A 13,139-nucleotide genomic window follows, 5' to 3' on the forward strand; every position below is an offset into this window, starting at 1 on the left:
CCAGGTCGTAGCACCAGGAAGCAACGCTGCAAAACCGTTTCATCCACCGTCGTACCTTAACCACCACCAGGAGTTGTCATGAACCTCATCAAAAACTTTATCCGCGAAGAAGATGGCGTCACCGCAATCGAATACGGCCTGATCGCTGCCCTGATCGCCGTGGTGATCATCGCCGCCGTCACCATCGTCGGCACGCAGCTGAAAAAAACCTTCAGCACCATCGGCACCAAGCTGACCACCGCCAATGCCTGACGCGCTGCTGTCCGGGCCGGCCCAGCGCCAGCCCGGACTACGCCGCCCAATATTCCCGGCACGCCCACCTTGACGAACGCATAGCGAGGCCCATCGTGAAATCTTTCTTCAGCCGTTTATCCGACGAGTCCGCCGTCACAGCGATCGAATACGCGCTGCTGGCCGGCCTGATCGCGGCAGTGCTGGTGGTCACGATCACCCTGCTTGGCGACCAGGTCAAGCTGCTGTTTGTCTACGTCAAGGACCAAGTGGTCCTGGCCCTGTCATGAACACCCTGCGCGCCTCGCTGCGCACCCACCGCGCCCTGCTGCTGATCGTGCTGCCGTACGCCGCCGTGGCGACGCTGCTGGCCGGCGGCCTGCCCAGCGCATCGGACACCCTCAACGTGCTGGCCGGCTTCTTCATGGCCATCCTCATTGGCCCCGTCTTCATCCTGTGCGGCTACACCATCCATGTCATGGTGATGAAACGCCCGCACCGCCTGTGCCACTATCTGTACCACGATCTGCGCCGCTACCTGAGCAACGAGCGCCTGCTGCACGCGCTGCCGGCCATGCTGCTGATCCCCGTCTTCGCCTCCAGCTTCACCGTCATCAAGGGCGCCATCCCCCGTCTGCATCCCTACACCTGGGATGCCACCCTGTCCGCCTGGGACATCGCGCTGCATGGCGGCAAGGCTCCATGGGAAAGGCTGCAGCCACTGCTGGGCCACCCGCTCGTCACGGGCTTGCTCAACTTCAGCTACCACTTCTGGTTCTTCCTGTTCTACGCCATCCTGTACTGGCTCATCCTCGACACGCGCCGGCCCCTGCTGCGCATGCAGTTCCTGCTCAGCTTTGCGCTGACCTGGATCGCCCTGGGCAGCATCCTGGCCGTGCTGTTTGCCTCGGTCGGCCCCTGCTACTACGGCCACCTGCATGCCAGCAACCCGTATGCGCCGCTGATGGTCTACCTGCATGACGCCAACCAGCACGTCCCCGTCTGGGCCCTGCAAGTGCAGGAGATGCTGTGGCAAGGCTATCAAAGCAAGGGCGCGAACGGTGAACTGGGCATCTCCGCCATGCCCAGCATGCATGTGGCCACGGCCGTGCTGCTGGCAATGATGGGCTGGCGCGTCAACCGCGCCGCCGGGATCTCGCTGACCGCCTTTGCCGTACTGATCCTGCTCGGCTCCATCCACCTGGGCTGGCACTATGCGCTCGACGGCTATGTGGGTGCGGCCGGCGCGGCGCTGGTGTGGCGCCTGGTGGGACGGCTGCTGGGCAGCCAGGCCACGGCGCCGGCCATGCACATGGCAACGGCTCCCTGCATGAGCAAGGAAGGACTGACATCATGAACGCCCACCTGCCCATGCTGCTGTGCCTGGCCGTACTCGCCACCCTGCTCGCCGCCGCCCTGTGGCACGACCTGCGCACGCGCCGTATCCCGAACCGGCTGGTGCTGTGGGGCACCTTGGCGGGACTGATCATCAACAGCTTCGTGCCGTCCGGCGCCGGACTGTTCGACGCCTCCTTCGGCGGCCTGGGCCTATTGCAGGCGCTGGCCGGCGCCGCCGCCGGACTGGCCCTGCTGCTGCCCATGTATCTGCTGCGCGCCCTGGGCGCCGGCGACGTCAAGCTGATGGCCATGTGCGGCGCCTTCCTCGGTCCCGACGCCGTGCTCGAAGCGGCCCTGCTGACCTTCCTGTGCGGCGGCGTGCTGGCCCTGGCCGCCGCGCTGGCCGGTCAGCGCCTGCGCCAAGTACTGAAAAACACCTATCACATGATGCTCGGCGCGCTGCTGCACAGCCTTGCCGGCGGCGCCGCCACGATCGCCGAACCGCCGCCTGCCACCGGCAAGCTGGCCTACGCCTTCGCCATTGCCAGCGGCACCCTGCTGCAGGTCTTCCTGCACTACACCCACCTGTGGAGCCTGCGCTGAAACGCGCCGCTCCGACGACCAGCCCCCTAGGACCTGACCATGCACACTCTCACCACCCTCTGCCACTCGCGCCACGCCAGCCTGTTCACCAGCATCGCCATGGCTTGCCTGTGGACGTTCTTCGCCAGTGCCCACGTGATGGGATTCCTGCACAGCGGCGACTGGAGCTATCTGCTGTTCTGCGCCGCCGAAACCCTGGCCGCCCTGTTCTTCATCGTGCGCACGGCCCCCGTCAGCGTTTCCACCGATGCGGGCGACTGGCTGCTGGCCATCGGCGCCACCTTCGCGCCCTTCCTTTTGTCTCCCGCCGACATGGCCATCTGGCCCGGCGCGCGCTACCTGCTGGCCGTCGGCAGCCTGCTGCAGATCGCCGGCCTGCTGTCGCTGAACCGCAGCTTCGGCCTGGTGGCGGCGCAGCGCGAAATCAAGACGGGCGGCGTCTACCGCGTGATACGCCATCCGCTGTATGCCAGCTACCTGATTTCCCTGAGCGGCTACCTGCTGGCCAACACCTCGCCCGCCAACACCGTCATCTATGTCGCGACGATGAGCATGATGGTGATGCGCCTGCTGCGCGAAGAGCGTTTCCTGTCCACCGACGTGCGCTATCGCGTCTACATGCGCCAGGTGAAGTACCGCCTGCTGCCCTTCATCTTCTGATATCCGGCCACCCGAACGAGGAGTACCCATCATGCCTGACACCTATCCAGAACGCAGCGACGGCGGCGGCGTCGAACCGGCGGCCAAGCGCGCGCCACGCACGGTCGAGGAAACGGGATTGCCCTTCCTGTTCCTGGTCGAACTGCTGGTCAAGATACTCTTCCTGCGCGGCCAGATCGGCCTGCCCGCCCTGTCGACACACGTAAAACTGGGCGCCGGCGTGCTCGAACCGCTGCTCACCTTCATGCGCGCCGAAAAGCTGTGCGAAGCGCGCCGCAACGGCGGCAGCGGCACCGACGCCGACCTGTGTTACCTGCTGGGCGACCAGGGCCGCCTGCGCGCCGCCGAATACATGCGCCGCAACGCCTACAGCGGCCCCGCCCCCGTCACCCTGGCCGACTACAGCAACCAGGTGCTGGCGCAAAGCGTGGCAAACATGCAGGTCACCCGCGATGACGTGCAGCGCGAGTTCCGCGACGTGGTGGCCAGTTCGGCCGTGCTCGACCAGCTGGGCGCGGCCATGAATTCCGGACGCGCCCTGTTCTTCCACGGCCCCGCCGGCAGCGGCAAGAGCTACCTGGCCGAGCGCCTGAACGGCCTGCTCAGCGGCGCCATCGCCCTGCCCCATGCCGTGATGGTCGATGGCGAAGTGCTGCCCTTCCTCGACCCCATGCTGCACACCCTGTCGCGCGGCGGCCTCGTGCCATCCGACCCGCGCTGGGTGCGCGCCGAACGCCCCGCCGTGCTGACGGGCGGCGAGCTGACGCTCGACATGCTGGACCTGCAATTCGACCATGGCAACCGCTTGTACCAGGCGCCGCCGCACTTGAAGGCCAACAACGGCATCTTCGTCATCGACGACCTGGGCCGCCAGCGCTGCTCGCCCGTGGAACTGATGAACCGCTGGATCGTGCCGATGGCGCGTCACATCGATTACCTGTCGCTGCACACGGGCTACAAGTTCCCCGTACCCTTCGACGTCATCGTCGTGTTCTCGTCGAACCTGGCGCCGCAGCACCTGGCCGACGACTCCTTCCTGCGCCGCATCGGCTACAAGATCCATGTCGGCCCCCTGAGCGCCTACCACTACCTGGCCGTGTTCCGCAGCACCTGCGCCCAGCTGGGCATCAATTTCGACGAAGCCTCCTACACCTACCTGCTGCACCTGCATAGCCTCTACAAGCGGCCCTTGCTGGCCTGCTATCCGCGCGACATCCTCGCGCAGATCTGCGACCAGGCGCGTTATGAAGACCACCCGGCGCAACTGTCTCCGGAAGTCCTGTTCTGGGCATGGCAAAACTATTTCGGCAGCGATGACGACCTTGCAAGCACACACACCGGACCGGAAGCGGTCCAGCACAAAGGGGAAGCAAAATGAGAAACGCACGCGCTCTGACGATGATGGCCATTGCGGTCATCCTGGCGTTCGCCGCGGTCATCGTGGCCGCGCGCTGGATCAATGCCCAAGCCTCGGGCAACATCAACAAGGTGGCCGTGGCCCAGGTCGACATCAGCCTGGGGGCGCGCCTCACGCCCGACATGGTGCGCATGGTGGACTGGCCATCGAACGCGCTGCCGCCGGGCGCCGTCAACGATCCGAAACTGCTGGAAACGCGCGTCACGCGCACCAGCATCCAGCACGGCGAACCGATCATGGAAGGCAAGCTGGCGCCTCCCGGCACGCAAGGCGGTCTATCGGCCGTCGTCGCCGAGGGCAAGCGCGCCATGACCGTGCGCGTCAACGATGTGGTGGGCGTGGCCGGCTTCGCCCTGCCCGGCAATTTCGTCGACATCCTCGTCAATACCCAGGGAGAAGGTGCCCGCAAGACGCCGGACCGCGACCCGAACATTTCCAAGATCGTGCTCGAACGCATCCTCGTGCTGGCCATTGCCCAGGAATCAAGCCGCGACGACACCAAGCCCAAGGTGGTCAACGCCGTGACCCTGGAGCTGACGCCGGAGCAGGCGGAAAAACTCGACCTGGCACGCAGCGTGGGCACCCTGTCGCTGGTGCTACGCAACCAGGTCGAGGACAAGCCCGTCAACACGGAAGGCGCCACCAAGTCCAGTTTGCTCGATGAAAAGGTCGCCATGGCAGCCCCCGCCGCCATGGTGCAAGCCAAGCCGCTCCCGCGCCGCCGTCCTGCAGCCACAGCTGCGCCACAGGCCGGTCCGCGCGTCGATGTCATCAAGGGGCTGGAACGCAGCTCCCAACAATTCTAACCTGCACCAGAGGAGTCACGCCATGAGCACATATTGCACAGCAAGCGGAAGCCGGGTACTCAGCCTGGCGCTTGCCCTCGCCATGATCGGCGCCCTGGCGCCCCAGGCACGCAGCGAACCCGTTGCCGCCACCGCCGTTGCCGCCGACACCGGCGCCGCCCGGACCAGCCGGGCCGCCGCCCGCCCCAAGGCCACGCCGCCGCAAAGCGAATCGCGCGCCGGCCGCACCGAGATGGCGCCGCAAATGAGTCTGGCCGAAGGCAAGTCGACCCTGATGCGCCTGCCGTTCGCCGCCAGCCGCATGTCCGTCGGCGACCCGCGCATCGCCGACGTCATCCTGCTCAACCCCAACGAGGTGTATCTGCTGGGCCGCTCCGTCGGCACCACCAACCTGATCCTGTGGAACAAGAGCAATGACGCCACCATCATCGACCTGGCCGTCGGCATCGACAGCAGCAGCCTGCAGGCACGCATGGCCGAGCTGCTGCCGAACGAAAAGATCAACGTCACGGTGGCGGGCGACACCCTGATCCTGTCGGGCATGGTCAGCGATGTCGTCAAGGCCGACCAGGCCCTGTCGCTGGCGAACGCCTATGTGCAGCGCAGCGCCCGAAGCGGCAACGCCACCTCCGGCGCCGCGCCAGCCGCAGGCGCCGCCGCGCCCGCTCCCGCCGCTGCGCCCGATGCGGGCATGCCGCGCGTGATCAACCTGCTGTCGATCGCCGCGCCGCAGCAGGTGATGCTGGAAGTGAAGGTGGCCGAAGTGTCGAAAGTGCTGGTCGACCAGCTGGGCGCCAGCCTGGGCATCAACAAGACCAGCGGCAGCTGGTCGTACTCGCTGCTGTCCAGCCTGCTCAGCAACAATCCCAGCGGCTTGAGCGGCGCCAGCAAGAACAACTTCTTCAACCTCGACGCGCAAAAACGCGATGGCCTGATCAAGGTGCTGGCCGAACCGAACATCATGGCCATCAGCGGCCAGGAGGCCAGCTTCCTGGCCGGCGGCAAAATCTTCATCCCCGTCAGCCAGACCAACAATAACGGCGTGCCCACCATCACCCTGGAAGAGAAGGAATTCGGCGTGGCCGTGAAATTCACGCCCACCGTGCTCGAAGGGGGACGCATCAACCTGAGGGTGGCGCCGGAAGTGTCGGACCTGAACAAGGACGGCATCGGCATCACCGCCACCGGCATCTCGGCCACGGCCATCCTGCCATCGTTTACCACGCGACGCGCCACCACCACGGTGCAGCTGTTCGACGGCCAGAGCTTCGCCATCGGCGGCCTGATCAAGAACAACGTGACCAGCAATATCAAGGCCCTGCCAGGCCTGGGCGAAGTGCCCGTGCTGGGCGCCCTGTTCCGCAGCACGGACTTCCAGACGGACCGTTCGGAACTGGTCTTCATCATCACGCCGCACCTGGTCAAGCCGCTGCCGCCCGACTACAAGCTGCCCACCGACGGCTACATCCAGCCGACGCGCGGCGACATGTTCATGCAGGGAAAAATGGAAGGCAGCGCACCGGCGCCCGCCCCCGCAGCGGCACAGGCACCGGCCCCCATGCAGCCGCAAGCGGCCGCGCCCCAGCCTGCCGCCGGCTTCGACCTCAAATAGGAGAACACCATGAAAACCGCACATCGCCTGCCTTGCGCCGCCCTGTTCTGCCTGCTGGCCGGCTGCGCCGCCACCACCACGCCCGTGCTCGATTCGCACTTTGGCGAATCGGTGGCCCTGCTCAAGGCGCAGCAGATCATGTATCCGGACGCCTACCGCAATGCCAACCCGGTCAGCGGCATCGACGGCAAGGCCGGCGTCAGCGCCTACCAGCGCTACCAGAAATCGTTTGCGGCGCCGGAACCGCAACCGAATGTCTTCACCATCGGCGTGGGCGGACGCCAGTAGGCGCCAGTCCCGCGATGCACTTTTCCCAGGCCACCAGGAGACAGTCATGAACACCGCATTTCGCAGGCACGATAAGCAGCAGGGCGCGATCGCCATCGTGCTGGGGCTGACCCTGGTGGTGCTGTTCGCCATGGGCGGCCTGGTGCTGGACCTGGGCCACCTGTACATCGCCAAGACGGAGCTGCAGAACGGCGCCGACAGCGCCGCCCTGGCCGGCGCCGTGGAACTCAACCAAAGCGCCACCGGCATCGACAACGCGCAGGCCAAGGCCATCGCCATCGCGCAAAAGAACCGCTACGACTTTTCCACCACGCTGACCCTGACGGCCGCCAACATCAGTTTCGGCCCCAGCCCCGACGGGCCGTGGTCTTCCGGCGCCAGCGCCCGCACCAGCCCGCAGGGCCAGACCTTCATCCGCGTCGACACGGGCAGCAAGACCTTCGCCACCTACCTGATGGGCATCGCCGGCATCGCCAGCACCAGTACCTCGGGCGTGGCCGTGGCGGGCCGCTTCGTCAACGACGTCACGCCGATCGGCGTGTGCGCCGTCGATCCGGCCAACAAGACGGCGCAATACACGTATCCGGCCGCGCCGGCCGGCACGGGCCTGACGGAACTGCTGGAATTCGGCTTCCGCCGCGGCGTCACCTACAACCTGTTCGGCCTCAATCCGCTGGGCGGCCCGTCCGACCCCTACCTGATCAACCCCGTCGATGCGCCGCCCGGCAGCTGCAGCGCGTCGCATTCGAGCGCCGCCTCCACCGCGCCGTTCATGTGCACGGGCAGCAGCGCCGTCATCACCAGCGGCACGGGCCAGGTCTACACGAACACGGGCCTGTCGGCCTCGCTGGCCGCCTCGCTCAATTCGCGCTTCGACGATTACGGTGGACCTTCCGTGTGCGACCCCGCGACGGCGCCGCCCGACACCAACATCAAGGAATTTCCCTGCGTGGGCGGCGCGTCGCCCTGCGCCGCCACCGCCGCCAACTCGCCGCCCACCGGCTGGATGCAGCCGGGCGCCAGCACCCTGCCCAGCCAGCAGCCCGTCAGCCTGTCCGGCAACAAGCCGAATTACCAGCTGCCGTCGGCCGGCCCCGTCCCCGCGCCCTCGGCCACGTTCGCCCAGTTCGCCGGCTACGGCGTGCTGTGGTCCTACGGCCCGGCCTACCAAAGCAATGGCGCCACTCCGGCCAAGGCCGGCACGGCGTACAGCGTCGCGGACGCCAACGCCAACCCCATGTACAGCACGGCCAAGGCGAATTACTTCGACACGGCCAGCTACCCCGTCAGCCCAGGCGCAGGCTTTCCTGCCAGTACGCCGCCTTCGCCGTACAACCAGACCAGCGGCCCCACGTTCCAGGCGCCCTCGGCCGCCCATCCGGGCCAGCGCAACCGGCGCATCCTCAACGTGGTGCTGGTCGACTGCCGCACGGCGCCAGTGGGGCCGGCTTCGTGCGGCGTCATGAATGCGGTGGGCATCGGCAAATTCTTCATGACGATGAAGGCCGATTTCAGCGGCGGCACCAAGCGCCTCGACGTCGAGTTCGCGGGCCTGATCGAGCCCGTGCCGAATTCCGAAATCAAACTCTACAAGTGAGGCGGCCATGCGCATCCACCTTTCCCCCCTCAGGCAGCGCGGCGGCGCCGCCGTCGAATTCGGCATCGTGCTGGCCCTGCTGATCACCCTGCTGGCGGGCATCTTCGGCTTCGGCCGCGCCTTCTGGTACTACGACGCGCTGACCAAGGCCACGCGCGATGCGGCGCGCAACATGTCCGTCAAGGCCAAGGCCGGCATCGCCTCGCAGGGCGTGCCTGCCGCCAAACAGACGGTCGTCGATGCGGCCACCAGCGCCGGCATCAGCGTCTTCACCACGGCCAACGTGACGGTCACCTGCCTGGATGCGGCGTTCAACGACAGCAGCTGCACCGATGGCACGGCGCCGGGCGGCATCCGCGTCGAAGTCGTCAACTACACGCTGTCGGTGGGCCAGTACCTGCCCTTCGTGATCGGCGCGGCCAGCAGCTATGCCACGCCGCTCTCGCCGCGCACTACCATGCGCTACATGCTGTAAGGAGAACGCCATGCGCCACCGCCTTCCATCGTCTCCTCCAGCCGGCCGCCAGCGCGGCGCCGCCGCCGTCGAATTCGCCCTGGTGGCACTGCTGTTTTTCACCCTGCTGTTCGGCATCCTCGAATTTGGCCGCATGCTGTACCTGTACAACACGGTGCAGGAAGTGAGCCGCCGCGCCGCGCGCGAGGCGGTAGTACGCTGGATCGACCAGACGGACACCGTCAAGACGCTGGCCCTGTTCGGCGGCACGGCCCTGCCTGCCGCGCCGGAACTGACGGCCGCCAACATCACCATCCGCTACCTGAACAAGAGCGGCGCCGAAGTGACCTTGCCGCCGCTCGATCCGGGCGACAACCTGTCGGCCTGCGGCGACATCACGCGCACGGCCAGCTGCATCGACAGCGTGCGCGTGTCGATCGACAACGTCAGCTATACGCCGATGGTCAGCCTGTTCGGTTTTCTCAATATCGCCGTGCCAGCCTCGGTCGTGGTCATGCACGCCGAAAGCCTGGGCTTCCAGATCAACTGAACGCCATTACCGGGAGTACCAAGTGAATATCGTCATCGTCTCGAAGAATGAAGCCCAGCTCAAGCGGCTCACCCGCTTGCTGCGCGAACGCAGCGCGGCCGACCGCGTCGCGCTGCTGGCGAGCATACCGGATGTATTCGACAACGGCGCCACGCCGGACTTGCTGCTGCTGGAGCAGGAGCAGGCGGGCGAGACGGAGCTGGAACGGCTCGAACTGCTGGGCGGGCGCCATCCGAACCTGGCCATCATCGTGCAATGTCCGCAGCAAAGTCCGCAATTCCTGCTGCGCGCGATGCGCGCCGGCGTGCGCGAAGTGCTGCTGCCGGACGACGACGCGGCCCTGTGCGCCGCGCTGCGCCGCATCGAGGACAAGCTGCAAAAGCAGGTCACGCGCAAGGGCCAGGTGCTGGCCTTCGTCTCGTGCAAGGGCGGCAGCGGTGCCACCTTCATCGCCGCCAACCTGGGCTACGCGCTGGCCGCCGGCGAACAGCGCAAGGTGGCGCTGTTCGACCTGAACCTGCAGTTCGGCGACGCCGCCCTGTTCGTCTCGGACCACAAGCCGGCCACCACCCTGTCGCAGCTGTCGCAGCAGATCGTGCGCCTCGACGCCTCGCTGCTGACCGCCAGCATGATCCAGATCACGCCCGCCTACAGCGTGCTGGCCGCCGCCGACGATCCCGCCCATGCGGCCGACGTCGAGGCGGACCATATCGACCGCTTGCTGACCCTGGCGCGCAGCCAGTACGACTACATCCTGCTCGATGTGGGACGCGGCCTCGACCCCGTCAGCGTGCGCGCGCTGGACCGGGCCGACCTGATCTTTCCCGTGCTGCAGGCCACCTTGCCGTATGTGCGCGACGGCAAGCGCCTGCTCGACGTATTCCGCGGCCTCGGCTACCGCGAAGACAAGATCCGCCTGATCCTGAACCGCTATGCCAGCAGCGACAGCATCCGCGTGGCCGATCTGGAAGCGGCGTATGGCAAGCACGTCTACAAATCCATCCCCAACCACTACGAGGCGGTGGCGGCCTCCGTCAGCCAGGGCGTGCCCATCCTCAAGCTGGCGTCGCACAATTCCGTCTCGCGCGCCCTGCAAGAACTGGCCGCCAGCCTGGCCGGCGAAACCCCGCCCGCCGCGCAAGGCTGGGTTTCGCGGCTGCTGGCGCGTGCCTGAGGTTCCAACCAGATCCCCCCATACACCGGAGACCGACCATGACTGCCGAAAAACTCACCCTGCGGGACCGCCTGGGCTATGCCCAGGATGACGCCAGCCTGAATGACGATGCCGCGCACCAGGGCGCATCGAGCCAGAGCTACCAGCAACTCAAGCACCGTACCCACCAGGCGCTGCTCGACCGCGTCGACCTGGAAGGCATGCAGCGCCTGTCGCGCGAACAGATCCGCGAAGAGCTGAAAATCCTCGTCAGCGACGTGCTCACGGAAGACAATGTGGTGATCAACGAGCTGGAACGGCGCTCGCTGATCCGCGACATCCAAGACGAGGTGCTGGGCTTCGGCCCGCTCGAACCGCTGCTCGCCGATCCCGGCGTGTCCGACATCCTCGTCAACACCTACCGCCAGGTGTATGTCGAGCGCCACGGCCGCCTGGAGCTGAGCGACATCTGCTTTACCGACGACGCCCACCTGATGAAGATCATCGACAAGATCGTCTCGCGCGTGGGCCGGCGCATCGATGAATCGAGCCCCATGGTCGATGCGCGCCTGCCCGACGGTTCGCGCGTCAACGCCATCATCCCGCCGCTGGCCATCGACGGTCCGGTGATGTCGATCCGCCGCTTCTCGGCCCAGCCGCTGCGCCTGGCCGACCTGATGCTCAAGCACAGCCTGACGGAGGAAATGAGCACCACCCTGCAGGCGCTGGGCAAGGCCAAGGTCAACATCCTGATCTCGGGCGGCACGGGCAGCGGCAAGACCACCATGCTCAATGCGATTTCCGGCTTCATCAGCACGGCCGAACGCATCGTCACCATCGAGGACGCGGCCGAACTGCAGATGCAGCAGCCGCACGTGGTGCGCCTGGAAACGCGGCCCGCGAACATCGAGGGCAAGGGCGAAGTGACACAGCGGGCGCTGGTGCGCAATGCGCTGCGCATGCGTCCCGACCGCATCATCCTGGGCGAGGTGCGCGGCGCCGAGGCGCTCGACATGCTGGGCGCCATGAACACGGGCCACGAAGGTTCGATGGCCACCATCCATGCGAACACCCCGCGCGACGCGCTGACGCGGCTGGAAAACATGATCAGCATGGCCTCGGCGGGCCTGCCCGTGAAGGCCATGCGCCAGCAGATCAGTTCTGCCGTCAGCGTGGTGGTGCAGGTGGCGCGCCTGACGGATGGCAAGCGCAAGATCATTTCGATCCAGGAAATCACGGGCATGGAAGGCGAGATGATCACCATGCAGGAAATCTTCACCTTCCGCCAGACGGGCATCGGCGAGGACGGCACGGTGCAGGGACATTTCCATGCCAGCGGCGTGCGGCCGCACTTCCTGGAACGCCTGCGCGCCTTCGGCATCAGCCTGCCGGAAACCCTGTTCGATCCCGCCCGCCAGTACCATTAAGGGGAGCATCATGGACTATCTCTATTACGTATTCGCCATCCTCACCTTCATCGCCGTGGTGCTGCTGATCGAGGGGGTATACCTGGCGTGGAACACCTCGCGCGGCCCGGAAGCGGAAAGGGTCGCGCGCCGCCTGCGCATCATGTCGGCCGGCGCGCATGGCGACACGGGCAGCTCGATGATCAAGAAGCGCCTGCTGAGCGACACCCCGGCCCTGCAGCGCCTGCTGCTCAGCGTGCCCCGCGTGCATGCGCTAGACCGCCTGCTGGAGCAATCGGGGCTGACCTGGAGCGTGGCCAGCTTCGCCGGCGTGATGCTGGCCACGGCCGGCGCCGCGTTTTTGCTGCTCAGCTACTTCGGCGTGCCGTGGATGCTGCGCCTGCCGCTGGTGGCTGGCGCGGCCCTGCTGCCGCTGCTGGTGGTCTTGCGCGCCAAGGCCAAGCGCCTGCAACGCATCGAACAGCAATTGCCCGACGCGCTCGACCTGATGGCGCGCGCCCTGCGCGCCGGCCACGCCTTCCCCACCGCCCTGAAAATGGTCGGCGATGAGATGAACGCGCCGCTGGCCGTGGAATTTCGCGCCACCTTCGACGAAGTCAATTTCGGCATCGCCATGCAGGACGCCCTGATGAACCTGGCCACGCGCGTGCCCAGCACGGACCTGCGCTACTTCGTCATCGCCGTGCTGATCCAGCGCGAAACGGGCGGCAACCTGGCCGAGCTGCTCGACAGCATCAGCCGCATCATCCGCGAGCGCATCAAGCTGCTGGGACAGGTGCGCGTGCTGTCGGCCGAAGGCAGGCTGTCGGCCTGGATCCTGTCGCTGCTACCCTTCGGCGCGGCGGCCATGATCCACCTGACCAATCCGCAATTCCTGGAAATGCTGTTTGTCGACCCGGGCGGACGCAAGATGCTCGTCGGCGCCCTGCTGCTGATGGTGTGCGGCGTCCTTGTCATGCGCAATATCATCCGCATCCGTGTCTGAGCCCGCAAGGAGAACCCT

General features: G+C 66.5%; 15 protein-coding genes. All 15 read left to right on the plus strand.

From position 1 onward, the window contains the following. The first annotated feature begins 78 nt into the window (after positions 1-78). The 15 genes from O3297_RS14890 to O3297_RS14960 all read left to right on the plus strand — a co-directional run bounded on the left by O3297_RS14890 (position 79) and on the right by O3297_RS14960 (position 13,121). Positions 79-252 (plus strand): Flp family type IVb pilin, encoded by a 174-nt coding sequence (locus tag O3297_RS14890; RefSeq protein ID WP_070281259.1) that lies wholly within the window; start codon positions 79-81, stop codon positions 250-252. A gap of 95 nt (positions 253-347) precedes the next feature. Then, positions 348-521, plus strand: a complete 174-nt coding sequence (locus O3297_RS14895) for a Flp family type IVb pilin (RefSeq protein ID WP_071653370.1) — start codon at positions 348-350, stop codon at positions 519-521. Beyond that, positions 518-1,588, plus strand: a complete 1,071-nt coding sequence (locus O3297_RS14900) for a phosphatase PAP2 family protein (RefSeq protein WP_305049044.1) — start codon at positions 518-520, stop codon at positions 1,586-1,588. The genes O3297_RS14895 and O3297_RS14900 overlap by 4 nt, the downstream gene beginning before the upstream one ends. Continuing rightward, positions 1,585-2,172, plus strand: a complete 588-nt coding sequence (locus tag O3297_RS14905; protein WP_052140553.1) for a prepilin peptidase — start codon at positions 1,585-1,587, stop codon at positions 2,170-2,172. The genes O3297_RS14900 and O3297_RS14905 overlap by 4 nt, the downstream gene beginning before the upstream one ends. A gap of 39 nt (positions 2,173-2,211) precedes the next feature. Beyond that, positions 2,212-2,832: an isoprenylcysteine carboxylmethyltransferase family protein gene (locus O3297_RS14910; protein WP_034787006.1), complete on the plus strand. Its 621-nt coding sequence runs from the start codon at positions 2,212-2,214 to the stop codon at positions 2,830-2,832. 31 nt (positions 2,833-2,863) lie between these two features. Further along, on the plus strand, positions 2,864-4,210 hold the full coding sequence (locus O3297_RS14915) for an ATPase (protein WP_070281263.1): 1,347 nt from the start codon (positions 2,864-2,866) through the stop codon (positions 4,208-4,210). Then, positions 4,207-5,055: a Flp pilus assembly protein CpaB gene (gene cpaB / locus O3297_RS14920; protein ID WP_070281266.1), complete on the plus strand. Its 849-nt coding sequence runs from the start codon at positions 4,207-4,209 to the stop codon at positions 5,053-5,055. The genes O3297_RS14915 and cpaB overlap by 4 nt, the downstream gene beginning before the upstream one ends. A 22-nt stretch (positions 5,056-5,077) precedes the next feature. Continuing rightward, positions 5,078-6,667 (plus strand): type II and III secretion system protein family protein, encoded by a 1,590-nt coding sequence (locus O3297_RS14925; protein WP_305049045.1) that lies wholly within the window; start codon positions 5,078-5,080, stop codon positions 6,665-6,667. Positions 6,668-6,676: 9 nt separating this feature from the next. Then, positions 6,677-6,955, plus strand: coding sequence for a hypothetical protein (locus tag O3297_RS14930; protein ID WP_034787014.1), 279 nt, complete (start codon positions 6,677-6,679; stop codon positions 6,953-6,955). Positions 6,956-7,001: 46 nt separating this feature from the next. Further along, positions 7,002-8,552 carry a Tad domain-containing protein gene (locus tag O3297_RS14935; RefSeq protein ID WP_070281269.1) on the plus strand — a complete coding sequence of 517 codons (1,551 nt, stop codon included), beginning with the start codon at positions 7,002-7,004 and terminating at the stop codon, positions 8,550-8,552. Positions 8,553-8,559: 7 nt separating this feature from the next. After that, positions 8,560-9,027 (plus strand): TadE/TadG family type IV pilus assembly protein, encoded by a 468-nt coding sequence (locus O3297_RS14940; RefSeq protein WP_305049046.1) that lies wholly within the window; start codon positions 8,560-8,562, stop codon positions 9,025-9,027. 10 nt (positions 9,028-9,037) lie between these two features. Further along, positions 9,038-9,556 (plus strand): TadE/TadG family type IV pilus assembly protein, encoded by a 519-nt coding sequence (locus tag O3297_RS14945; RefSeq protein ID WP_305049047.1) that lies wholly within the window; start codon positions 9,038-9,040, stop codon positions 9,554-9,556. A 22-nt stretch (positions 9,557-9,578) separates the two neighbouring features. After that, positions 9,579-10,730, plus strand: coding sequence for an AAA family ATPase (locus tag O3297_RS14950; protein WP_034787021.1), 1,152 nt, complete (start codon positions 9,579-9,581; stop codon positions 10,728-10,730). A 38-nt stretch (positions 10,731-10,768) separates the two neighbouring features. After that, positions 10,769-12,136, plus strand: coding sequence for a CpaF family protein (locus tag O3297_RS14955; RefSeq protein ID WP_034787023.1), 1,368 nt, complete (start codon positions 10,769-10,771; stop codon positions 12,134-12,136). A 10-nt stretch (positions 12,137-12,146) separates the two neighbouring features. Continuing rightward, positions 12,147-13,121 (plus strand): type II secretion system F family protein, encoded by a 975-nt coding sequence (locus O3297_RS14960; protein WP_092606643.1) that lies wholly within the window; start codon positions 12,147-12,149, stop codon positions 13,119-13,121. The last annotated feature ends 18 nt before the right edge of the window (positions 13,122-13,139 follow it).

It is taken from the genome of Janthinobacterium sp. SUN128 (genome assembly GCF_030587275.1).
In the GTDB taxonomy this organism is placed as follows: Bacteria; Pseudomonadota; Gammaproteobacteria; order Burkholderiales; family Burkholderiaceae_D; genus Janthinobacterium; species Janthinobacterium lividum.

Bases quoted from the DNA above. Each gene is read 5' to 3' on its own strand.
- O3297_RS14890 (WP_070281259.1), top strand. From the start codon at position 79: ATGAACCTCATCAAAAACTTTATCCGCGAAGAAGATGGCGTCACCGCA.
- O3297_RS14900 (WP_305049044.1), top strand. From the start codon at position 518: ATGAACACCCTGCGCGCCTCGCTGCGCACCCACCGCGCCCTGCTGCTG.
- O3297_RS14905 (WP_052140553.1), top strand. From the start codon at position 1,585: ATGAACGCCCACCTGCCCATGCTGCTGTGCCTGGCCGTACTCGCCACC.
- O3297_RS14910 (WP_034787006.1), top strand. From the start codon at position 2,212: ATGCACACTCTCACCACCCTCTGCCACTCGCGCCACGCCAGCCTGTTC.
- O3297_RS14915 (WP_070281263.1), top strand. From the start codon at position 2,864: ATGCCTGACACCTATCCAGAACGCAGCGACGGCGGCGGCGTCGAACCG.
- cpaB (WP_070281266.1), top strand. From the start codon at position 4,207: ATGAGAAACGCACGCGCTCTGACGATGATGGCCATTGCGGTCATCCTG.
- O3297_RS14925 (WP_305049045.1), top strand. From the start codon at position 5,078: ATGAGCACATATTGCACAGCAAGCGGAAGCCGGGTACTCAGCCTGGCG.
- O3297_RS14930 (WP_034787014.1), top strand. From the start codon at position 6,677: ATGAAAACCGCACATCGCCTGCCTTGCGCCGCCCTGTTCTGCCTGCTG.
- O3297_RS14935 (WP_070281269.1), top strand. From the start codon at position 7,002: ATGAACACCGCATTTCGCAGGCACGATAAGCAGCAGGGCGCGATCGCC.
- O3297_RS14940 (WP_305049046.1), top strand. From the start codon at position 8,560: ATGCGCATCCACCTTTCCCCCCTCAGGCAGCGCGGCGGCGCCGCCGTC.
- O3297_RS14945 (WP_305049047.1), top strand. From the start codon at position 9,038: ATGCGCCACCGCCTTCCATCGTCTCCTCCAGCCGGCCGCCAGCGCGGC.
- O3297_RS14955 (WP_034787023.1), top strand. From the start codon at position 10,769: ATGACTGCCGAAAAACTCACCCTGCGGGACCGCCTGGGCTATGCCCAG.
- O3297_RS14960 (WP_092606643.1), top strand. From the start codon at position 12,147: ATGGACTATCTCTATTACGTATTCGCCATCCTCACCTTCATCGCCGTG.